Genomic DNA, 20521 nt, shown 5'->3' with positions numbered 1-20521 from the left:
CCGGGTTTTTACCCGTTCCCGTTTCTCGCGGCCAGTGCGTCCAGGAGTAGATTAATTAGAGTAGACTTTCCGGTAGTAAGTTTGATATTCCTCCGAAAGCAGGGGTTCCCACCACTCGCGATGGGCTAAGTACCATTCCACAGTCTGCCGCAAACCTTCTTCAACTGTTACTGAGGGAGTCCAACCTAACTCTGTTTTAATTTTGCTGGCATCAATAGCATAACGCCGATCGTGCCCGGCTCTGTCTTTGACAAATGAGATCAATTGTTCGCAAGGACGCGCGGGTAAATCCTCAGCTAATTCGTCCATTAGCTGGCACAGCATTTTTACTAAATCGAGATTTTTTACCTCGTTGTTGCCGCCAACATTGTAGGTTTCCCCAGGCTGGCCGCGGTGGATAACGACATCTAAAGCGCGGCAGTGGTCGAGCACGTAGAGCCAATCTCGCACGTTTTGACCGTCGCCGTAAACTGGCAGCGGTTTGCCCAATAGCATATTGATGCACATTAATGGAATGAGCTTTTCTGGGAAGTGATAGGGGCCGTAATTGTTGGAACAGTTGGTGATAATTGTCGGCACGCCGTAGGTGTGGAAATAGGCGCGGGCGAGGTGGTCGCTGCCAGCTTTGGAAGCTGAGTAGGGACTGTTGGGCGAGTAGGCAGTTGTTTCTGTGAAGGCTGGGTCATCGGGGCCGAGACTGCCGTAAACTTCGTCGGTAGAAACGTGGAGAAAGCGCATTTCTGCTTTGAGAGAGGGCTCATCAATTGCTTCAAAATGCTTGCGGAAGGCTTCTAAAAACGTGAAGGTTCCGACAACGTTTGTTTGAACAAAGGCGGCGGGCCCGATAATTGACCTGTCAACGTGGGATTCTGCGGCAAAGTGGGCAACTGTGGTGATGTTTTCTTCTTTGAGCAAGGTATCGACTAGGGTTCGATCGCAAATATCCCCTTGCACAAACCGAAAATTTTCTCCTCCTTCCAAAGTTGCCAGGGTTTGTCTGTTTCCGGCGTAGGTTAAAGCGTCGAGTACGACTACTCGATCGCCCGGATAGCTGCTGCACCAGTGATGCACAAAATTCGAGCCGATAAATCCAGCCCCGCCCGTCACCAACAATCGGCGAGGGGCTCGCTCAATGCCTTGATTCCCGCTGTCTGTCATAAAAATAAGAGTTTTTCCAATAACTAAGCCTTTTCAAAAGTAGCCTTAAAAGTAGTTTGTCACCAAGTGTTTGCCAGTCTGTAACTAAATTTTCTACTGTCTCACCTCAGATGTTCTAATTTGGGCGCGATCGTGCATATTGGTTCACAATACTTTAACTTCTTCGGTTCTTTTACTCAAAACGCTTACAGAGCAACCATTGCAGATTTTTAAGCTGGCAATTTTAAATTTGAATTGCGTCAGGCTATAGTTGACATTTGCGATCGATCCGCGATTTTGGCGGCGCGCAGAGTTGATACATTTGTAAAGAGCTGTTACCATTAATTTTTTAATTGTCCTTTACAATCTCCAGAACACCGTCAACGACCCAGGTCTAAAGACACACTGGGCTTCTAGCCTAAGACTTAAACCACAGTTGACCAGACTAAGTGCCTTGCACTACGTTAACGGTAAGAGTTTAAAGACCTACCAAGGGATGCGAAGCTAGTTCCTTGCTCTAGAAATTTAGGATTAAACAGATTTATTGGGTTAAGTCAGTGTCCTAGATATAGTACCGGCCGTTAACATTGTCGAAGCTAACATCACCCCGAAAGGGAGGCTCCGCAAGGAGCAAACATTATGCGCTCGCGGGGTTGCCAAATTTGACATGGTAATTGTCAAGGGTGAAAGTACATCACATTCATTACACCGAATTAAGCAATCCCCGTGTAATGGAAAGATTCAAGGCGGTTGAAACCGCCGAGCTGTTTCCCACGAGCAGGCTAAAGCCGCGCTCGTTTCCCAGTTGCTCGTTTCCCACTTACCGAATTTTTTTTTATGAAGAAGTTTCAAGTGTTAGCTGGCATTGCTTCCGTCGTCGCGATCGCAAGCAGCATCGCTATCGGTGACGCCGCATCTGCTTACCCCTGTTCCTACAGCAAATCTGGGGCGACTAAATCAGGTTCGGGGCCAACGATCCTGGGTTCCGGCGGTTCGGATGGAATGAATCCGTGGAAATCCTACAAAACAGGAGCTCTCGGTTTCCTAGGTTTGGCTGGAGTTTTGGGTGGCGGTGCGGCTTACATGAGCTACCGTGCCGGCAAGCGCGCCTCTGCTGCTTGCGCTGCGATGACCGATAATTTTGAAGTTTTTGAAGAGCAGATCGATCCGATCGCAGATACAGGTGTTTCTGAATACCTGGAAGTTCCGGTGTTGCTCGATTTGGCGGCTGCCGGTGCTGTAGCTGAGTCAGCAGATGCGGTTGCAGCCGTTCGCGAACACCCAGAAGCTCCAGGCGGCGAGCTGGATTTGCCAGTTTCGCCAATTGCCGAGTTGAGTTCTGAAATTGCGATCGAACAAGTCCAAAACGCGATCGTCAAATAGTTATTTCAAACCAAAGTATTCGCTCAAAAAACCTCCAATCTTGCAAGATTGGAGGTTTTTTGAGGTAAAATTATCTACCCCTACAATTTCCTGTCATGGCGATCGCGAAGCACTGCAAACAATTGACAAATGAATCGATCGCACCCAATATCATATTCCGGCGAAGCAAAGGAACGCCGAATTAATATCAATTTCAAAAAGTCTTGCTACAACCCTCAAATTTTTACCAATTATTATTAAAAATCGCAGATACCCGTCTGGAAACGGCAGTGCCGTTTCCCTACTGTATTCGATCCGATTGAAAACTGCGATAAAATTAGATGACTCAAAGCGAGACAGTAAGCTGCGGAGGCGATCACCAGAAATACTCTTCATATCAATCTGAGGGTAGACGGCAAAAGTTCAAATCCCCTGCTACGGTGGGAAATATAGCCCTACAGATTACAACTATAGGTTATGAATGCTTGGCGCGATCGATTCAATCAATTTACAGGTAAAACTCGACTGGCAGTTTGCCGGGTGTTCGTTCACCTAACAGGCGAAGAAGTTGCACCGCTGTTAGGAGTTCTCAACCGCACCGCCAGACAAGCAATTGATGCCGATGGCGACCTAGCAGTTTTAGGAGAAGGTCTTGTAGAAATTTGCAATCACCTGTTGCAGTACGACAGCTACTGGCAAGCAGCAGCCAATGAAGGCGATGTTTTTTGGAATGAAGGCGAAGCCGGCGATTATGTGGATGAACTTTTCACTGATTCAGCCGAGCGCTATCTCAGCGAGCCTCAATACAGCACATCTGTTTACGATAAAAATGCCCCCTTGTCTTTGCCGGTAACTAGAAATGTCGTAGTGATGCTGACAGTTGCTTATGAAGGCGAAATTCCTGCCCTAGAAACTGACCTAGCTGACATCAGCGCGCTGAAAGTCGGTTTAAAAGCACTGATTAATTTAAATTACCAGCACAGGCTCCGAGCTGTGCAAGTTCACTTTTCTCCCGCACAGTTGGGTGACGAACTTACCAACGACCAAGTGTTGGTCAATTTCCCCGAACTCATTCCCCTTTAAAAACTAGAAAAACCCCAAGGATCGAAGCGGCGAAGAGAATTCGCTCCGATAAAAACGATGTCCACCCCAAGCGGACGATCGCAAAAGAGGGAAAATAACACAGGTTTGTAGTGAGGAGGGAATTCCTCAAGCTGGGAATAAATAAGAAATCAAGTCCTGACTGCAAGCTGGATTAGCGATAGAATGTAAATCGAGTCGTTGATAATTACCAATTACCTTGATTCAGGACACGCAATTCACAGAAGCCGGGCTAGAAGTTGTTTGCTTCTTCCTTTTTCCTTACTAATTACCAATAACTATTTATGATGCTGCGAAAACTGACAATTTATTTAATGGCTTTAACTTTGTTATGGACGGCAACCGCCTGCGGTTCTCCTACCCCACAACCTCCTGCCAATCCAGCTCCAAATAGTAATGTTAACACGGTGCGTCCTGCTGCTGCCAACAATAACTTGGCTCAAGGTCAATATCCCGTACAGCAAGCTACCTACGACGATGCGAATGGTGAATACAGTTTGATGTTGCTGAATACTCCCGCCGGCAGTCCCCCAGTTTACCGCACTACGGATTTGCAAATGGCTCGCTTAACGGATGAAGAAATATCGGCAGGCAAGAAAAGTTATCTAAATGTGAATAACAATCAAGCGGTTTTGCATTTGACAGAAGATTTTAAAATTGAGTACGTTCACAACGTGACTGAAACTGTCAATAACCCTCAAACCGGTCAGCCCCAAACCGTAGTAGTGAGACAGCAATCTGGCTTCTGGGCACCGTTTGCTGGGGCTATAGCCGGTCAGGCGATCGGCAGTTTGTTATTTAGACCGCAATATTATATGCCGCCAGTCTATCAGCCGGGAATTATGACAGGATATGGCGGCTATGGCAATACTTACAGCCAAGCTGTTAACCAATATCAAACTCGCTACCGAACTCCGCCTCCTGAGGTGAGAAACCGTCAAGTTTTAAGGACTACCGGCCGCCTGCGATCGCCCACATCTAACCAGCCAGTAAGACCCTCAGTACGTCCAAATGCCAATAATAGATCGACCGGTTCGGGTTACGGCGGCAGCACTTTGAGGCGATCGCCCAACTCAACTTCCCCGCAGCAAAGGCGGAGTCCGAGTTTTGGTAGTGGCAGGAGTTCTCGTCAACCAAGTCGGAGCGGCTCTTTCGGGAGTGGCAGAAGGCGGTAAGAATGTAGGGTGCGTCGCCCTCGAATATCTGCGCCTTAGTGGGAAGTTTCCTGCAGCGACACACCCTACAACTACCAAGGTAGATCGAGTTATATTGTTACGCGGGGATTTTTCCCGACTTATACGGTTGGATGAGAATTTCAGCAGGAATCCCCAGTTCTTGATTCAACTTCCAAATCATCTCCAATGTCAAGGAACGTTTACGAGATAAAACCTCGGATACCCTAGCCCGACTACCGAGACATGACTCTAAATCGCGACGAGACCATCCGCGAGTTTCCATGTAATAATAAATCGCTTCGATCGGATCGGGGATTGCGATCGGAATGTGTTTCTTCTCGTAGGCTTCCACTAAGGTGCTGAGTACATCTAATCGATCGTACTCTGGAGTGTTTGGGGCTAAATCAACTGAGGCTTACCAGTTCAGGAGTTGCTTGTAGAAATGCCTCTATAATCATTCTATTATCCCTACTGTTGATTAGCCGCTTTATGTAGTTTACTAACTCATTGTTGTCTTTGTTAGCCTTGAACCCGAACAAACTGGATACTTGATTTAAGATTCCCTTATTATTATATAAACGCAGTGCTTCAGAATATTTTTTATTTCTAAGAATATTTTCTACCAAGTTATTTGTCTCTTCATACAAACCCGGAATGTCGATACCATTTGTAACATCATCCAACGCTTTGATTAGTCCTGGTTCACCACAAGCTTCGGCGTCAAATCTAGATAAAATATATTCGATACGCGCTGCAACAATCGCTGAAACAAGGCGTTCCTTTTGATTTTCCATGAGATTGAATACTAACTGTTGAGTTTGTTCAATGAGGTGAGCCGCATCTTCAGTTCTATTTAACATAGTTGCCACAGCACTTAGGACATTTTCTGAAAGCAGTAAATTTTCAATTTCTGAGAAATTAAGGCAAAATACACCTCGTTGCCTCAAATATTCAACGTTCTCGTCCGTCCTAAAGTCGCGGTCAATTATGCCTTTACACTCCAGATTATGAAGATTTTTAAGTTTTGAGAATGAGCAAGTTGAATTAATAACTTGCTCATGTCCACCACATGGAGTAACGGTAATTTTTTTGAATAAGCGTGAGAAGAAGAAATAATCTAGACTACCTAGATCGCCCTCGACAAATAAAATAGGTTTCCTACTTCCAATAATTTCCAAGAGAAGACGTTCAGGGACATCTTCATTCCCAAGTATTAAATGCCAATCCCACTGATTATTTTCATAGCTTTTCAGCCAAACTTTAATAGCATCCAAGCGTGTTACTGCGAAATCTAAATCGTGAGTCAAATACACGAAAAGGCAATCTGGTCTTTCTGCCTCAACTGCATCCCACAGCCGACTTTGCAAAGCTTTATGTATATGAGTTTCAGGTTCATCGATCACTATTATTCCATTTGTTTTCGCGGCAAGGCACTGTCCAATAAGGTAAAAGATGACTCTCTCCCCATCACTCATTTCAGACGCATGATATGAACTTCCTGTACTATTTCTGGAACTTACTTCAATTTTCCCGGCTCCAATACTAAGCTCGCGATGTGGAAGAACAAATTCCCAAATACGTTTAATTATGTCAAGGCGGGTTTCTGGAGGGGGTTCTGAGATTCCTTTAGCTTTAAGTTGACGATATTTTGTACTCTTATCAAACTCTTCTGTGAATAGGTAGGTAAGCAGTTTATCAAAATCATTTTGGAGATGAGTACTTGGTTTAGATCCCCATTTGTAAGAATCTTTGTAACTCTGTAGATGTTCCGAAGATACGTTAGGTTGATGTAAACCATAGAGAAGAGTGTTTTCAGAAATATCAATGGAGGATGTAGAACAAAAATCTGGTATCAAAAGGGACTTTTGCGCTCCGACTCTATGCACGAAGGATTTTTGTGGGGACTCCAGCTCAATCCAAGACCCAAGGCGTGTTTTCCCTGAACCGTTAGCTCCAACGATGACAACACTCGATTGAGTTTCTATTGTGGGTGAAACTTCCAGAGTGGAAACTGGTTGAGGTAGAATCAGATTTCGTGTGTTGGAAATAACATCTGTTTGCATAAGCTAAAAATAACTCATCTACTCAATTTTTCGAGCCGTCTAACTTAGAATTTTATCGGCGTTTCGGTACAATACCTAATCTATCATAATTTATAGAAAAATACCGCAGACTGCGCTGTAATTAATAAAGCATCTGTCCTTTCACCATCGGATAGCTGACATGACCCAAAACCTCAACCCCACAACATTACCCCCGGCCTTTCCCGATCACACCCAACTACCTGACTCCGACGGCACTTTTGTACATAACTTTCTAGCACATCCCCAGAGTATCCTACTCACCGACTCCCTGGAAACTACACTGCAAACCCTCCACCCGGACGGACAATATGCTATAGGGCAAGATTGTGGCATTTACTGGCGCGAAACCGACCCTCCCGAAAAGGGAGCCGAAGCGCCTGACTGGTTCTACGTTCCCAACGTTCCGCCCCTAATAGATGGGGAAATTCGCCGCTCTTACGTGATTTGGCGCGAGTATATTGTGCCATTGATTGCGATCGAATTTGCTAGTGGTAATGGCTCAGAAGAACGAAACAATACTCCCTTATCTCGCTTACCAGAAGGTATCAACCAGAAACCCGGAAAGTTTTGGGTATACGAGCAGATTATTCACATTCCTTACTATGCGATATACATCATTAAAACGAGCGAATTGGAAGTCTATAACTGGGTGAATACTCGTTATCGCCGTTTGCAACCAAACGATCGCGGGCATTATCCGATCGACCTGATGGGAGTAGAGTTAGGTGTGTGGGAAGGTAGCTATCAAAATCAGCATCAGCGATGGTTGCGTTGGTGGGATAATCAGGGGAATTTGTTGTTAACTGGTAGCGAACAAGCTAAACTAGAACGCCTCCATACCGAACAGGAACGCCAACGCGCTGACGCTGAGCGAGAGCGAGCCGATCGCGCAGAACAAACCCAACGGGATGCGATTCCCCAACTGCTGGCAATGGGTTTAACCGTAGAGCAAGTGGCTCAGGCGCTGTCGCTGTCGGTCGAAGATGTACAGAGATTGGGCTGACAGTTAACTTTGATGATTCAGAAACCAAATCTCTTTTCTCGAATTGCTGGTATTTCTACGATCGTCCTTTGTGCAGTCGGCGGATTGTTGTACGTCAAAAAACCCGTACAATCTGTTCCCGCAAAACCAGCACCCGAGGAAATTGTACAAGCTACGGAAGTGCGCGAGCTCCCCGGACAACTCGACAGCATCCCCCTCTTCAACAGCGACAGTCCCGAATGGGTCAAAAAAGAAGGCATTTTGCTCTCAACCTTTCCCCCAGACGGCAAAAAAGTCCCCGCAGCTCACCTGAACTTTGCCTTTCAAGGGCAATTCAACCTGTTTGCTCACCACTTTTCTCACACTCCGCCGAATTTACGCACGCTGTATATAGGAGCTTTGCTCTACAATCCCAGCTCCGAACCCGTGACGGTGGAAGTCTTACAGGCAGCCAGTTACCTGATGGAACCAGACGCACCGTTCAAACAAAAACCAGCACTAAGTGAGAGTCCCAACGGCGAAGTATATTCCGGCCCTGGGATTCGCGCTGTCGATAGCGTTTTGCGGGGAATGCGGCAGCCGGATTTTCCGGAAAAACTGCTGATTGCACCGGGAGAAACCGCATTGTTGATGAATCGCCCTATTCCCGTGCGGGGTCTGGAAAAGCCGATAAATGGTCGTTCTACCTTTGTGCGCCTCAAAAGTAGCGGCAAGGTTTATGCCGCTACTTTGGCAATGTATGCACCTCAAAATGCTGATGGGGGCGATCGCGCGCCCACTCTGGAAGAATGGCAGCAATTGCTGAATAATGGCGGTTTGGCAGGCCCCCGCCACAAAACCCCGACTCCCCCCGACGCGACTTCGGGAAGCCTGATTTACGGCCGCGTGGCAGGGGTGCAGCAAGGTTCTGGATGGGAAGCGGAATTAGTCGATCGCGATGCTAAAAATCTGGCAATTCCCCAGACTGGAAAAGCTATATCCTATGCGATCTCTACCTTGCGCGGGGGTACTTTGGGAACCCAACAAGTGCAAGCCGGAAAAATGCTGGCGCGCTATCCCGACACCGCTTACGAAGCCCACGGCAATTACGGCGTACACTACAATCTGAGTCTGCCACTGCATAACACGGCACAGAAACCGCAAACAATAGCGGTGAGTTTGGAAACGCCTTTAAAAGAAGATAAACTCTCAAAAAATGGCTTGCGGTTTCGCCAACCTCCGCTGGATTTTCCTTATTTTCGAGGTACTGTGCGGCTGCGCTACCGAGATGATGGAGGTTACGATGTAACTCGCTACGTGCATTTGTGGCACCGTGTCGGTCAAGTTGTGGAACCGATGGTAAAGTTGAGGTTAGCTGCGACAGAAACGCGATCGGTAAAAGTTGATTTTATTTATCCTCCCGATTCCACGCCACCGCAAGTATTGACAGTGAGAACTTTGGAATAGTTGATTTATTTATTTCAGTCACTACCAGACCCAAAAAATATGTGATTTAATTTCTACATTGATATGTAGGTGACAATATGTCTTCTTCACAACCCCCGTCAGGGGAAAGAAACCCTCTAGGATTGGATGAATTGATTGCTATCTTGGTTGCCTTCGGCACGATGGGAGCAATTTTATTTTGGGTAACAGGTAAAAATCCCGATCGATTGAATGCCAGAAATTGGCAATTTCCAGCCGTTTTTTCTCAACCTGCTGTTACGCCCGCGAGCCCGGGAATATTAACGCCTGCACCGCCGAATTCGGATTTGCGATCTCCCGCTACAACCCTGGTTCCCTCAGAACCGGATGTCGCACCTGTGGCACCTTTAGGGCCGATTTTACCGGCAACTCCTCCGGTGGGGGCGATCGTCGTTGTTCCTCCCAAGCCAATTGTGCGATCGACTCCCGCTCCAGCAATTACCAAACCGAAAGCGACTAAACCCAAAGTTGGGCCCGTTATATTATCCGATGTTCCAGACAAATATTGGGCGCGTCCGTTCATTGTAGCTTTAGTCGCTCGGAAAATTTTTGCTGATTCCACCGACAACAAATTTCGTCCCGACGAACCGATGACGCGAGCCGAACTAGCGCGGTTAATTCAGCGAATGTCCGACGACAAAGAACCGATCCGAAAACCGATTGATTTTAAAGACGTAAAAGACAAGAGTCCGGTCGCTCCTGCGATCGACCACACTGTCAAAACAGGATATCTTAAAGGATACCCAAACAATGAGTTCCGTCCCGAAAAACAGATTCCGCGTGTCGAAGTAATCGCAGCTTTAGCAAGCGGTTTGAGCCTGAAACCATCAACAAAAGCAACCAAAACTTTACAAGTTTATACAGACAGGGCAAAGGTGCCGAAATGGGCAGTTAACAAAGTAGCATCAGCCACAGAAGCTGGTATTGTTGTCAACCACCCGAAGCGCACACTTTTGCAGCCGAATAGAATAGCAACTCGCGCTGAAGTAGCAGCCATGATTTACCAAGCTATGGCCAAAAAAGGTCAAGTACCTGCTAAGTCTTCGGAGTATGTTGTGAAGCCTTTAAAGTTGTCCAAATAGTATTTTAGGGGCGTTGCTCATAGGCCGCCCCAAAATCACATTTAATCGCTATTGTTTGCAGTCAGGACTCCAGCCCTTACTGCGAAGCAGCTAAATTAATCTTGAAACACCATAATGCTGCCCGAATAGCAAGCTACCCAAACCTGATTAGTTTCCGGATCGTAAGTAATTCCGATCGGACTTGAATTAACATTCACTTTTTGCAGCACTTTCATATCGATCGTCCTAACTTTGCTAACAGTATTCGAGAAATAGTTGACCACATAAAGTAGTTTTCCATCATCAGAAATCGTCATGCTGCGAGGCGCTTTTCCCGTCCTAACTTTCTTCGCCACTTCACCCGTTTTTAGGTCAATTTTTGCCACATTTCCTTCACCGTTCAAAGTCGCATAAAGATAATTTCCGTTGGGGTCGATCGTCAAATGACGCGGCGCATTGCCAATATTTCTCAGCCATTCTACCGAAAAGTCTATGAGATTCACTTTTGCAATATCGGAAGAACCCATGACGGCAACATAGGCATTTTTTGAGTCGGGAGTGACAACAATACCCCGAGGATATGCACCCAGTTTTACCCGCTCAACTTCGAGATTTTTATTGATATCAACTACGCTCAAATCCCAACTGCACCAATTGCTCGCGAGCGCGAAGCGATTGTCAGGTGAAACAGCATTGAATTTCGGAACTGCACCTACAGGAATTACCTTTTCTATTTTCAAAGTTTCGGTATTGATGCGGTACAGGAAACTTTGGTCGTGTTTTGCCGCTGGAGAACACCTGTCGCTGCCGGGATTCCTAAACCCCGAACCGTACATTTGATAGTTGGATACGTAGGCATATTTGCCGTCAGTTGAAAAAGCAGCTTCTACGGGAGAACCTTGATAATTGCCTTTGAATTTAGAAAAGCCGAACTTCGACAAGTTTACTGTATCGGGAATAGTCTTGACTAATTTAAAGTTCCTGTCGTAAACTGTGATTGTGTGGCTGTACATCATGTTTTGAGCAAAAAACAAGCCATCTCCCGAATAAACTATTGATTTGGGCGAGATGTTGCCGTAAATTGTTTTTTTCAAGGTCATTTTTCCTTGAGTGTTGTCGGGAGGATTTATTAGCCTTTGGGGTTGCGATTCACTTTCTGGTTTCTCCTCGGGATTTTCTGTTTTAAATGGTGGTAAAAATGGTTCTTGAAATAGAGGTTCTTGAGGCGGATTGTTAGTTGTATCTTCGGGTTGGTTTGTGTTTTCTGTGGCGCTAGGAGATGGCGAAGGTCGATCGACATTTGGCGATTGTTTTTCCGCAGCTTCAATGCTGGCGATTTCCGGCTTACCTTTCAGCACTGACAAGGTTTTAGGGCCGACAATTCCGTCTACTTTCAGGTTGTTGTCTGCTTGGAACTTTTTCACAGCAGCCCGGGTAATAGAACCGTAAAATCCTGTAGTCTTACCGCTAAAATATCCTGCTGCTTGCAGAGTTTTCTGGAGTTGGGCTACTTCTGGGCCTGAATCGCCTTTTTTGATGGCGAGTGCGGGATTGACTAAATTTAAAATTGTGAGAGCGAGCGTAAAGAAAAGTAAAGAAGTATAGGCTAAATTCAGGTGCTTTTTTGAGTTGGTAGATCGAGTTTGACCCGCAGCCGTTTCCCAAGTTTCAGCTAAATGTAGGTAGGCCAGTCCGTCCATAGTTTTTACCGGGTATTTTTGGTGTTATGATACACCAGTTAATACCCTTTTAGATTTTAGATTTTAGATTTTAGATTGGGAATGACTGATGCAATATGGGTTTGCAGCTTGCCTGCAGTTGCATTCTTTTTTTAAACTTGTATAACATTGATTAAAAAAAGTCTTATTATAATCAAACTTAGGGTAAAATATCCGAGCAGCTTTTAGAGCAGTTTTTAAGCGTGCAAGCAAGTAGGAGCGATCGACAATGTGGAGTAGGGAACAAACAACCGCAGAATCAACGACAAAAGAATCCCGCCAGACGGTGCTGGGGGACGGTGACGGGGGACTTTGCCAGCGGGCTTGGGTAGAAATGGATTTAGCAGCTTTAACTCACAATGTAAAAGAGCTTAAAAATCTCTTATCTCCCCACACAGAACTGATGGCAGTTGTGAAAGCGGATGCTTACGGACACGGTGCTGTTGCAGTCAGTCAAATAGCATTGCAAGCAGGTGCTAGTTGGCTGGGAGTGGCGACAATTCCCGAAGGAATAGAATTGCGAGAAGCTGGGATAGAAGCGCCGATTTTGCTGTTGGGGGCAACCCATACACCGGAACAGGTAAAGGCGATCGCCCAATGGCACTTGCAGCCCACTATTTGTACTGCCAAACAAGCCCTAATTTTTTCTGAAGTTCTCGCCACTCTCAACCAATCTTTGCCAGTTCACGCTAAGTTAGATACGGGAATGTCTCGCTTGGGTACGCCCTGGCAAGAAGCAACAGAATTTGTACAATTAGTCAAGCGCTTGCCCAATTTAAAATTAGCCAGCATTTACTCTCACTTGGCGACAGCGGACAGTCCCGATCCCGCAGTGATGAGAGAGCAGCACCAGCGGTTTAAACGGGCGATCGAGCAAATTAAAATAGCAGGAATTAACCCCCCTCGCCTCCACTTGGCAAACTCTGCTGCCGCCCTCGCTGACCGCGATTTGCACTACGATTTAGTACGAGTCGGTTTAGCTACCTACGGTCTTTATCCAGCTCCTCACTTGCAGTCGAGCGCCAATTTGAAGCCCGCAATGCAGGTAAAAGCTAGGGTAACGCAAGTGAAAACAATTGAAGCAGGAACAGGCGTCAGTTACGGCTATCAATTTATAGCTCAGCGTCAGACACAGATTGCCGTAATTGGTATCGGCTATGCAGATGGTATTCCGCGCAATCTTTCTAATAAAATGCAGGTTTTAGTCCGGGGTCAATTCGTGCGGCAAGTGGGAGCCGTGACGATGGATCAATTAATGCTGGATGTAACTGATATTCCCGATTTAGAAGTGGGTGAAGTGGTGACGCTATTGGGCAAAAATGGGGAAAATCAAATTACTGCTGACGATTGGGCGGCGACTTTAGGAACTATTTCGTGGGAAATTCTCTGCGGTTTTAAACATCGATTGCCCCGCGTAGCAGTAAACTATTAACAGTAGTCCGGCAGGGGTTTAAACCCCTGCCTCATCGCTAAAGTGGGTTTAAACTGAGATGTTGCTTCATTGTCAAGAACAGGCAAGATGCCTGTTCCACAACAAGTGCATTTTCTTGTGGGGTGGGCAGGAGAGCCCGCCCATATAAGGGTTATTGATAATGGTGCAATATCTCCGTTTAAACCGACTCAATAGTTTGAGCGATAAAATTATTGATTTTAGTCTTATTTTAGAGGACTTTAGTTATGAGACAGGAGTTGAAAACCCCTGTCGGACTCTGGGACTAATGCAGAAAACTGAGACTGCGTTTACCAATACCCAAGGCCCCATACTTCGGCTACACTCAGCACAAGTGACCAATTACCAATCTAAAATTAACATGACAGTTATTCAGACGTTTTTACCAATAGCCCAAACCTTCTATTCTCAGCTAAATGCAGAAAGAACACAAGCCTTGGAAGTAGCTCAAGAATTCTCGAAAAAACTCGTAGAATTGGGGTTTAAAATAGTACCTCAACTGCTGTGGGCGATCGGCATTTTGTTAATTACGCGATTTGCGATCGGCTTTGCGGGGCGCGTGACTCGCCGAGCACTGAGTCGCACCGAAGCCACGCTGCGGAAATTCTTAGTTCAAGCTGCTGAAATTACGATTTTGGTAGTGGGAGTAGTCGCCGCTTTGAGTCAGTTGGGAATTCAAACTACCAGTGTGGTTGCGGTGGTGGGTGCGGCGGGTTTGGCGATCGGTTTGGCGTGGCAAAATACTTTGTCGCACTTTGCTGCTGGGGTAATGTTGATTAGTTTGCGCCCCTTTGAAGTCGGAGATGGGATTGAAGCTGGCGATGTTAAGGGAGTGGTGGACAGCATCGGGATTTTTTCAACAACCGTGGTGACAGACGATCGCATAAAAATTATTGTCCCGAACAATCAGTTGTTTAACGGTACATTGAAAAATACAACGGCAATGGGAACGAGGCGAGTAGACTTGAAAATTGATATTGGCGATCGACCGATCCGTCCAACTGTAGCTGAGTTATTAGAAATTGCCCACTCTCACCCGCTGGTTTTGGAGAATCCGCCCCCGACTTGTTTGGTAGCCGAGATTACTCCAGACACAACTGTTTTATCTCTCCGGCCTTGGTGCGCGTCGGTGGCTTACGAACAAGTGCGATCGCAAGTTCAAGAACACGTCAAAGAAGCCATGAATGCCCACAAAAATCAAGAACAATAGATATCAATCTAAAATCTAAAATCGCAACTCTATCCGAGGTATTTCCCATGAGCAAGTGGTATCCGCAGCAAATTTTACAAGAACCCGGTGTCAGGATCACCGCCACCGAAAAACAAACAATTCTCAGCAAATTTCCGCCTCCCGACGAAACCGGTGAAATCTTTGCCGACGGAGTTTTTGAAGGCGGCGGCGTGCGCGGAGTTGCGTTTTTAGGAGCACTCAGATGCTGCAACGATTTGGGCATCCGCTGGCGAAAATTGGCAGGCACTTCTGCCGGTGCAATTACTGCCGCAGTCTTGGCAACCGACTTGTCAATTGATGATTTAGAGGAAATTTTAGGACAGCTCGATTACAGCATATTTTTAACTCAAAAAAACAGTCCTCTAATTTTAAACGGCGACCCTGCAGACGATTTGCAATCTCCTGCTTGGACTCTACTTTTCTTAACAGTTAGCCGTCAGATGGGAGAATATTCGGCGCAACCGTTCCGGCAGTGGCTGGAAGCAATGCTCGGTCGAGGTAACTTGCACACTTTTGCCGATGTCAAAAAAATCGTAAAAGACCGGGAATTAAAAGTAGTAATATCCAACCTCAGTCGGGGTGAAATGTTGGTGATCCCCGACGACTTGCGACGGCAGGAATCTGCCGATTCAGATGCTTTATACCAGCAGTTGCGACTCGCAAATCCCGAAGATTTTAGCGTAGCTGAAGCTGTGCGGTTGTCGATGAGTATTCCCCTATTTTTTGAACCGGGAAAACTGGGCGATGACTTAATTGTCGATGGCGGAATTTTGAGCAATTTCCCCCTGTGGATTTATGACAAACAATCCGTCGGTTCGACTCCCGCTATGCCCCGCTGGTTTACCTTTGGGTTTCGATTGGTCGATACCGGCATTGAGACTAAAGTTAAGATTGATACTCCCCTGTCGATGCTGGCGGCGATGTTCAGAACAATGATGAAAGCAAGAGACCGCTATCACCAGCGGGAGATGGATAAAGGCAGGGTGATTAATATTGATGTGACTGAAGCTGGGGTGACAACGACGGATTTTAATCTCGATGCCGATCGCAAGGCTCACCTGTACCGCTTGGGATATTTGTATACTAAGAGGTTCTTTTTGAGTTCCAATTTTAGTTGGGAAAAACACTTGAAGGCTAGGGGCTTTGGGGAGTAGTCTTGATTTCGGGAATTGGGAATCGGGCATCGGGCATTGCGAATAGTTTCTTTTTCTTCCCTCTTACATCCTGTATCCGTGTCAAAATTCGTGTTGTGCCCTTCTTCCTTCCATACAGCGTCAGGGATTGAGGATTATTTGAATTTAGGGGTTGCCAAAGGCTAGATGTGTGTGCTATGATTAGTTGCTGTCATCGGGAGAGGTGGCTGAGTGGTCGAAAGCGGCAGATTGCTAATCTGTTAAGGGTGTTATCATCCTTCGGGGGTTCGAATCCCCCCCTCTCCGTTCTATTTAATATTTGATCGATCGAGGGTATGAGATTCGTCATATCAATTTCAGTTACACACTGGAATGATATAGAGGACACGGCAGTGCCCTTGGACTACCCGGATTAATTGTAGGGACACGGCACTCGCGGTGTCCGGGCTATTAGTAATATTAATTTCGATGCTACCGAATTTGATATCATCCCCTTGAATTTTTTGTTTTTCTTTCATATCGAATTCTTCCATGTTTCGATTTCTTTGCTATCTAAATGTCACCAACGATCGATCGCGCCTTGAATAGATTCCCTAGCGCTGGCAAGTCCCTCTTCGCGGGCTTCAGGGTGTTTATGCAAACTATGAGCGTAAATAAAGCTCATGTCAGTAATCCCCATAAAGCCAAAAACAGTCCTTAAATAAGGTTCGAGGTGATTGAGTGCCGCATCGGGAGTCCCACATTGATAATTACCTCCTTGAGACGCAATTACTAAGACTTTTTTGTCTTGCAAGAGTCCTTGGAAATTATTTCCATCCATCACAACGGTGCGACCGATCCGCACAATCTGATCGATGTATGCTTTGAGAGTGGATGGAACCGTGAAGTTGAAAATCGGTGTGGCAATCAAATAGCGATCGGCTGCAATCAATTCATCCACTAACTCATCTGATATGCGGATGGTATCTGCTAGTTCAGGCGTATGCTCGATGGATGGTGAGAATGCAGCAGCAATCCATGTTTCGGTGACGTGGGGAACAGGATGATGTCCGAGATCGCGATAAGTCACTGTATCGTTGGGATAAACCGCTATCCATTTGTCAATAAACTCTTGTCCAAGCGTCCGCGAGATCGATCGATTCCCGCGCGGACTTGCATCAATTTGAAGAAGATGTGCCATGTGATTTAAGCTCTTTTTTTCATTAGTAAGGACTTGCTGTATATCTGACGATAATTTCACTGATATCAACACAGTCAGGTTGGCAGATCGCAAATAAGATCGATCGGGCGATCGCATTCGCCCGAATGCACAATCGGCGGAATTCTGGCATTGCCACATCTTGCGGTTTCACGATCGGGCAATGTCCTCGGTTGGCGCATTGAGCGTAGCCATGTCGATTACCAAACGATAGCGTACATCTCCTCGCTCCAGGCGTTCAAAACCCTCGTTGATATCCTCCGCCGCAATGATTTCGACATCGGCTGCGAGGTTGTGCTGGCTGCAGAAGTCCAGCATCTCCTGCGTTTCCAGCGTCCCTCCCACACCTGAACTTGCTAACCGCCGCCGTCCGATCGTCAGAAAGACGGGGCTAAAATCCAAGTCCTTGGGAATGCCCAGACAACATAGCGTACCGTCGAGTTTGAGCGATCGCAGATAGGGGTCGAGGGGATGGCGAGATGAAACGGTATCAAGAATAAAATCGAAGCGGGATGCTTGACTTGCCCTTTGCGCCTTGTCGGTGGACAGGATTGCCTCATCTGCTCCCAGCGCCTTCGCATCGTCCAGCTTTCCTGGAGTCGTCGTAAATACGACGACATGAGCGCCCAGCGCGCGAGCAAATTTCACCGCCATGTGTCCGAGTCCACCCAACCCGACAATCCCAACTGTTTTACCCGGCCCTACTTCCCAGTGGCGTAGTGGCGACCAGGTTGTTACGCCCGCGCAGAGCAGCGGTGCAACGCTTGCCGGATCGAGACCAGCGGGAAGGTGATAGGCAAAATGGGTATCGACGACATATTCGTTCGAGTAGCCTCCGCGCGTGATACTGCGGTCGTGCCTATCAATGCCGTCATAGGTTGTTGTCACCCCTTCGAGGCAATATTGTTCTAACTGTCGCTTGCACGATGAGCAGTGACCGCAGGAATCGACGATCGTACCCACTACTACAGCATCGCCGATTTGGAATTTTGTGACATTCGCGCCGATCGCCGTGACTTCGCCTACCATTTCGTGACCTGGAACCAAAGGAAAACGGCTATTCCCTCGAATTGCGTGCAGATCGCTGTGGCATACGCCGCAAAACAGAATTTTGACGGCGATGTCATTGGGTCGCAATTCGCGGCGCTGCAATGCCCAGGGAACGAGGGGTTCGCCTCGGCTTAAAGCGGCAAGTCCGTAACCGGGACGCATCGATCGATTCTGTTCAATAGAAGTGTTTCCTAGCATTTGCTTTTTCTTTTTGGCGATTTATGTGTGGTGCTTTAGTAAGGGCTGGCTGTTGGTCTGACGATGATTTCGCTGATATCAACATCATCGGGTCGATCGATCGCAAATAAAATCGTAGCTTGCGGGGCCCGACGCCATCGGGCGATCGCAGCCCTGCCTCACAATTACAGCCGCGAGTATTCTCGTATGTTCGGTGCGCCACCAATCAGGGATATTGAACGTTTACGCATAGCATGAGAGTAAGACGATAGTTCCATAACTTAATTAGGACTTAGGCATAAACTCTATCTGTAGGGCGAAGCATACCGCACCTTACCTCTAACAATAGTGTTGCAAAGCAGTTTTTGCGTCCAGAACTGTCTAATTCAGTGCCTTCATTGCTTCGACAAATTGCCGCGAGATAAAAGGTAAAATTTCTTCATTCTTGCTATTCTCTTTCCCTTCTGTAAATACAACCAACAAATACGGCCGCAAACCCGATATTTCAATATAAGCAGCATCGTGACGAACTTGACTTGTCAGTCCTGCTTTTGACCACAATTTTGCTGATTCTGGCAATCCCCCGCCTAAAAAACCCGTTACTTGATTTTCGGGATCTGCCTCTAATTCTGCTGGATCTAAACTGCGTTTCATTAAACCCATCATTTCTTGCGATGCTTGGGCAGAAACAGCTACGCCGCCGATTATAGTGTGCAGCAAACGCGCCGCTGCATTTGTGGTCAGCATATTTCTATTTTCCATTAATTCTCCCAGAACTGCTCGCTCGCGACCGTAGGGGCCCTCACACCAGGTTTTCTGATTGACGTTAATATTTTCTAATTCCGGCCAATCCAATGATTGAAAGTAACGGTTGACGATGTTTCGCTGCTGTTTCCAAGTTTCAAAGGGGCCTGGTGATAATTCTGGGCCGCTGGTGGTGCCGGTGAGCGCGTCTACTACTAAACTGGTGGCGTCGTTGCTGGAATCAACTATCATATCTCGGACGGCGCGTTCTAATTCTGGCGATGTTTGAATCATGCCTTTTTGCGCCCATTCCCAGATGGCAACGAGGTAGAATAATTTGACGATGCTGGCTGGATAAATTCGTTCGGAAGCTCTAGCGCTAAAACCTCGCGGTTGATATTTCCAAAATTCTTCTGGGCTCAGGGCGCCGCCTGTATTGACTCGCACCGGCGGATCGTAGACTATCCAGGTAATGGCTGTACGATCGCCACTTAATCCTGTAAATTCTGACAATGCGGAGTCTATAATGCTACTGCCGAGGGTTTCTAATTGTTCGTCTTTGTGAAAAAATGTCATGGTTAATGGCTGACGGTTAACGGTTAACGGCTAGCAGCTAATGGCAATCTATCGTTAAATGCGAACAATTAACAGCAAACAGTGAGCAATTAGCAATGGCCAATTATCAATTATCTGATGTTCAGGAGTACCGGGCGCGATCGCACATAAATATTTACGATTCCCCAAAGTGCGATCGATTGGCAACTCAAGCAGCGCTGGGGCGACATTTGCGAGTAGTTGACCCCCCCCAGCTTAGGTCGGGGGGGAGAAATGGCATAGACTCGGTTGTTGAGGGGGATACAACGGCTGTGATGGTGCGGCTGTGCGAAGATGATTATCCGGGATGGCTGGATATTCGAGATGTTGAGTTGCTCGATCCGACAGAAACAGTGTATCATCCTCTGGTGCTTTCTGAGGCAGATATCAAGGAAAAATTACCAAGAGTAATTACTTTCGCTCGTGAGGCTATGAACCAATCCAATTATTATCTTTGGGGCGGTACAGTCGGGCCAAATTATGATTGTTCGGGCTTGATGCAAGCGGCTTTTGTGGCCGCAGGCATTTGGTTGCCGAGGGATGCTTATCAGCAGGAAGCTTTTACTAAATCTGTTAGTATCACTGCTTTAGAACCGGGGGATTTAGTATTTTTTGGTACTCCTGAAAAAGCAAATCACGTAGGATTGTATCTCGGAGATAATCGCTACATTCACAGTTCGGGGAAAGCACAAGGTCGCAACGGTATCGGTATCGATGTTTTGTCGGAGGATGGCGATCTAGTCAGTCAAGCTTATTACCAGCAATTGCGGGGATATGGTAAAGTTGTGGCAAGTTATCAACCTAGTTAGTTGTTGACGGTTGACTGTTGACGGTTGACTGTTAATATTATCGAATAAAAA

19 protein-coding genes and 1 tRNA gene are annotated in these 20521 nt (G+C 46.6%); 12 read left to right on the top strand and 8 right to left on the bottom strand.

Annotation, left to right across the window (positions count from 1 at the left end; all coding sequences use genetic code 11):
• Positions 1–51: 51 nt before the first annotated feature.
• Positions 52–1158: a dTDP-glucose 4,6-dehydratase gene (gene rfbB / locus QUA54_RS23935; protein WP_333416589.1), complete on the bottom strand. Its 1107-nt coding sequence runs from the start codon at positions 1156–1158 to the stop codon at positions 52–54.
• Positions 1159–1974: 816 nt separating this feature from the next.
• On the opposite strand from rfbB, the gene QUA54_RS23930 reads away from it, so the two are divergent.
• The 3 genes from QUA54_RS23930 to QUA54_RS23920 all read left to right on the top strand — a co-directional run bounded on the left by QUA54_RS23930 (position 1975) and on the right by QUA54_RS23920 (position 4775).
• Complete coding sequence (locus tag QUA54_RS23930; RefSeq protein WP_333416588.1) at positions 1975–2520, top strand: hypothetical protein; 546 nt, start codon at positions 1975–1977, stop codon at positions 2518–2520.
• A 456-nt stretch (positions 2521–2976) separates the two neighbouring features.
• Positions 2977–3582, top strand: coding sequence for a DUF1517 domain-containing protein (locus tag QUA54_RS23925; RefSeq protein WP_333416587.1), 606 nt, complete (start codon positions 2977–2979; stop codon positions 3580–3582).
• Positions 3583–3884: 302 nt separating this feature from the next.
• Complete coding sequence (locus tag QUA54_RS23920; protein ID WP_333416586.1) at positions 3885–4775, top strand: hypothetical protein; 891 nt, start codon at positions 3885–3887, stop codon at positions 4773–4775.
• A 97-nt stretch (positions 4776–4872) separates the two neighbouring features.
• Here QUA54_RS23920 and QUA54_RS23915 read toward each other — a convergent pair whose 3' ends face one another.
• Both QUA54_RS23915 and QUA54_RS23910 read right to left on the bottom strand, forming a co-directional pair.
• A complete protein-coding gene (locus tag QUA54_RS23915; RefSeq protein ID WP_333416585.1) occupies positions 4873–5127 on the bottom strand; it encodes a helix-turn-helix domain-containing protein in 255 nt (84 codons plus the stop codon).
• A 52-nt stretch (positions 5128–5179) separates the two neighbouring features.
• Positions 5180–6838, bottom strand: a complete 1659-nt coding sequence (locus tag QUA54_RS23910; RefSeq protein WP_333416584.1) for a DUF4435 domain-containing protein — start codon at positions 6836–6838, stop codon at positions 5180–5182.
• Positions 6839–6998: 160 nt separating this feature from the next.
• On the opposite strand from QUA54_RS23910, the gene QUA54_RS23905 reads away from it, so the two are divergent.
• The 3 genes from QUA54_RS23905 (at position 6999) to QUA54_RS23895 (ending at position 10387) form a co-directional block, all read left to right on the top strand.
• Positions 6999–7862 (top strand): Uma2 family endonuclease, encoded by an 864-nt coding sequence (locus tag QUA54_RS23905; RefSeq protein WP_333416583.1) that lies wholly within the window; start codon positions 6999–7001, stop codon positions 7860–7862.
• 12 nt (positions 7863–7874) lie between these two features.
• Positions 7875–9287 carry a DUF3370 domain-containing protein gene (locus tag QUA54_RS23900; protein ID WP_333416582.1) on the top strand — a complete coding sequence of 471 codons (1413 nt, stop codon included), beginning with the start codon at positions 7875–7877 and terminating at the stop codon, positions 9285–9287.
• Between the two features lie 77 nt (positions 9288–9364).
• Entirely contained in the window at positions 9365–10387 is a 1023-nt protein-coding gene (locus tag QUA54_RS23895; protein WP_333416581.1) for an S-layer homology domain-containing protein, read from the top strand.
• 95 nt (positions 10388–10482) lie between these two features.
• On the opposite strand, the gene QUA54_RS23890 is transcribed toward QUA54_RS23895, so the two are convergent.
• The gene (locus QUA54_RS23890) at positions 10483–12066 is read right to left on the bottom strand and encodes a peptidoglycan-binding protein (protein WP_333416580.1); all 1584 of its coding nucleotides are present in this window, start codon (positions 12064–12066) and stop codon (positions 10483–10485) included.
• A gap of 247 nt (positions 12067–12313) precedes the next feature.
• Here QUA54_RS23890 and alr point away from each other — a divergent pair, with 247 nt between their 5' ends.
• From alr to QUA54_RS23870, 4 genes are all read left to right on the top strand, one after another.
• Positions 12314–13516, top strand: coding sequence for an alanine racemase (gene alr, locus QUA54_RS23885; protein WP_333416579.1), 1203 nt, complete (start codon positions 12314–12316; stop codon positions 13514–13516).
• Positions 13517–13895: 379 nt separating this feature from the next.
• Positions 13896–14744, top strand: coding sequence for a mechanosensitive ion channel family protein (locus tag QUA54_RS23880; RefSeq protein WP_333416578.1), 849 nt, complete (start codon positions 13896–13898; stop codon positions 14742–14744).
• 47 nt (positions 14745–14791) lie between these two features.
• On the top strand, positions 14792–15919 hold the full coding sequence (locus QUA54_RS23875; protein ID WP_333416577.1) for a patatin-like phospholipase family protein: 1128 nt from the start codon (positions 14792–14794) through the stop codon (positions 15917–15919).
• A gap of 196 nt (positions 15920–16115) precedes the next feature.
• Positions 16116–16204, top strand: a tRNA-Ser gene (locus QUA54_RS23870).
• A gap of 253 nt (positions 16205–16457) precedes the next feature.
• On the opposite strand, the gene QUA54_RS23865 is transcribed toward QUA54_RS23870, so the two are convergent.
• Genes QUA54_RS23865 through QUA54_RS23855 form a run of 3 tightly spaced genes read right to left on the bottom strand, consistent with a single transcriptional unit; the run spans position 16458 to position 18344 of the window.
• Positions 16458–17078 carry an FMN-dependent NADH-azoreductase gene (locus QUA54_RS23865; protein WP_333416576.1) on the bottom strand — a complete coding sequence of 207 codons (621 nt, stop codon included), beginning with the start codon at positions 17076–17078 and terminating at the stop codon, positions 16458–16460.
• A 22-nt stretch (positions 17079–17100) separates the two neighbouring features.
• Positions 17101–17250, bottom strand: coding sequence for a hypothetical protein (locus QUA54_RS23860; RefSeq protein ID WP_333200369.1), 150 nt, complete (start codon positions 17248–17250; stop codon positions 17101–17103).
• Positions 17247–18344, bottom strand: a complete 1098-nt coding sequence (locus tag QUA54_RS23855) for an NAD(P)-dependent alcohol dehydrogenase (protein WP_333416575.1) — start codon at positions 18342–18344, stop codon at positions 17247–17249. Before QUA54_RS23855 ends, QUA54_RS23860 begins: the two co-directional genes overlap by 4 nt.
• A gap of 63 nt (positions 18345–18407) precedes the next feature.
• Here QUA54_RS23855 and QUA54_RS23850 point away from each other — a divergent pair, with 63 nt between their 5' ends.
• Positions 18408–18581: a hypothetical protein gene (locus QUA54_RS23850; protein ID WP_333416574.1), complete on the top strand. Its 174-nt coding sequence runs from the start codon at positions 18408–18410 to the stop codon at positions 18579–18581.
• 123 nt (positions 18582–18704) lie between these two features.
• On the opposite strand, the gene QUA54_RS23845 is transcribed toward QUA54_RS23850, so the two are convergent.
• Entirely contained in the window at positions 18705–19643 is a 939-nt protein-coding gene (locus QUA54_RS23845) for a serine hydrolase (protein ID WP_333416573.1), read from the bottom strand.
• 95 nt (positions 19644–19738) lie between these two features.
• Between QUA54_RS23845 and QUA54_RS23840 the strand changes: the two genes are divergently transcribed.
• Entirely contained in the window at positions 19739–20470 is a 732-nt protein-coding gene (locus QUA54_RS23840) for a C40 family peptidase (RefSeq protein ID WP_333416572.1), read from the top strand.
• Positions 20471–20521: the final 51 nt, after the last annotated feature.

Origin of the sequence: Microcoleus sp. MOSTC5 (assembly GCF_036701825.1) — a bacterium.
GTDB classification, from domain to species: Bacteria; Cyanobacteriota; Cyanobacteriia; order Cyanobacteriales; family Microcoleaceae; genus Microcoleus; species Microcoleus asticus.
The sequence above is the reverse complement of the archived record's forward strand: the minus strand, read 5'-3'. Positions and strand labels throughout refer to the sequence as shown.

What these genes read in the sequence shown, in the direction of transcription:
- rfbB (WP_333416589.1), bottom strand. Translation starts at nt 1,158, where the DNA reads ATGACAGACAGCGGGAATCAAGGCATTGAGCGAGCCCCTCGCCGATTG.
- QUA54_RS23930 (WP_333416588.1), top strand. Translation starts at nt 1,975, where the DNA reads ATGAAGAAGTTTCAAGTGTTAGCTGGCATTGCTTCCGTCGTCGCGATC.
- QUA54_RS23925 (WP_333416587.1), top strand. Translation starts at nt 2,977, where the DNA reads ATGAATGCTTGGCGCGATCGATTCAATCAATTTACAGGTAAAACTCGA.
- QUA54_RS23920 (WP_333416586.1), top strand. Translation starts at nt 3,885, where the DNA reads ATGATGCTGCGAAAACTGACAATTTATTTAATGGCTTTAACTTTGTTA.
- QUA54_RS23910 (WP_333416584.1), bottom strand. Translation starts at nt 6,838, where the DNA reads ATGCAAACAGATGTTATTTCCAACACACGAAATCTGATTCTACCTCAA.
- QUA54_RS23905 (WP_333416583.1), top strand. Translation starts at nt 6,999, where the DNA reads ATGACCCAAAACCTCAACCCCACAACATTACCCCCGGCCTTTCCCGAT.
- QUA54_RS23900 (WP_333416582.1), top strand. Translation starts at nt 7,875, where the DNA reads ATGATTCAGAAACCAAATCTCTTTTCTCGAATTGCTGGTATTTCTACG.
- QUA54_RS23895 (WP_333416581.1), top strand. Translation starts at nt 9,365, where the DNA reads ATGTCTTCTTCACAACCCCCGTCAGGGGAAAGAAACCCTCTAGGATTG.
- QUA54_RS23890 (WP_333416580.1), bottom strand. Translation starts at nt 12,066, where the DNA reads ATGGACGGACTGGCCTACCTACATTTAGCTGAAACTTGGGAAACGGCT.
- alr (WP_333416579.1), top strand. Translation starts at nt 12,314, where the DNA reads ATGTGGAGTAGGGAACAAACAACCGCAGAATCAACGACAAAAGAATCC.
- QUA54_RS23880 (WP_333416578.1), top strand. Translation starts at nt 13,896, where the DNA reads ATGACAGTTATTCAGACGTTTTTACCAATAGCCCAAACCTTCTATTCT.
- QUA54_RS23875 (WP_333416577.1), top strand. Translation starts at nt 14,792, where the DNA reads ATGAGCAAGTGGTATCCGCAGCAAATTTTACAAGAACCCGGTGTCAGG.
- QUA54_RS23865 (WP_333416576.1), bottom strand. Translation starts at nt 17,078, where the DNA reads ATGGCACATCTTCTTCAAATTGATGCAAGTCCGCGCGGGAATCGATCG.
- QUA54_RS23855 (WP_333416575.1), bottom strand. Translation starts at nt 18,344, where the DNA reads ATGCTAGGAAACACTTCTATTGAACAGAATCGATCGATGCGTCCCGGT.
- QUA54_RS23850 (WP_333416574.1), top strand. Translation starts at nt 18,408, where the DNA reads ATGATTTCGCTGATATCAACATCATCGGGTCGATCGATCGCAAATAAA.
- QUA54_RS23845 (WP_333416573.1), bottom strand. Translation starts at nt 19,643, where the DNA reads ATGACATTTTTTCACAAAGACGAACAATTAGAAACCCTCGGCAGTAGC.
- QUA54_RS23840 (WP_333416572.1), top strand. Translation starts at nt 19,739, where the DNA reads ATGGCCAATTATCAATTATCTGATGTTCAGGAGTACCGGGCGCGATCG.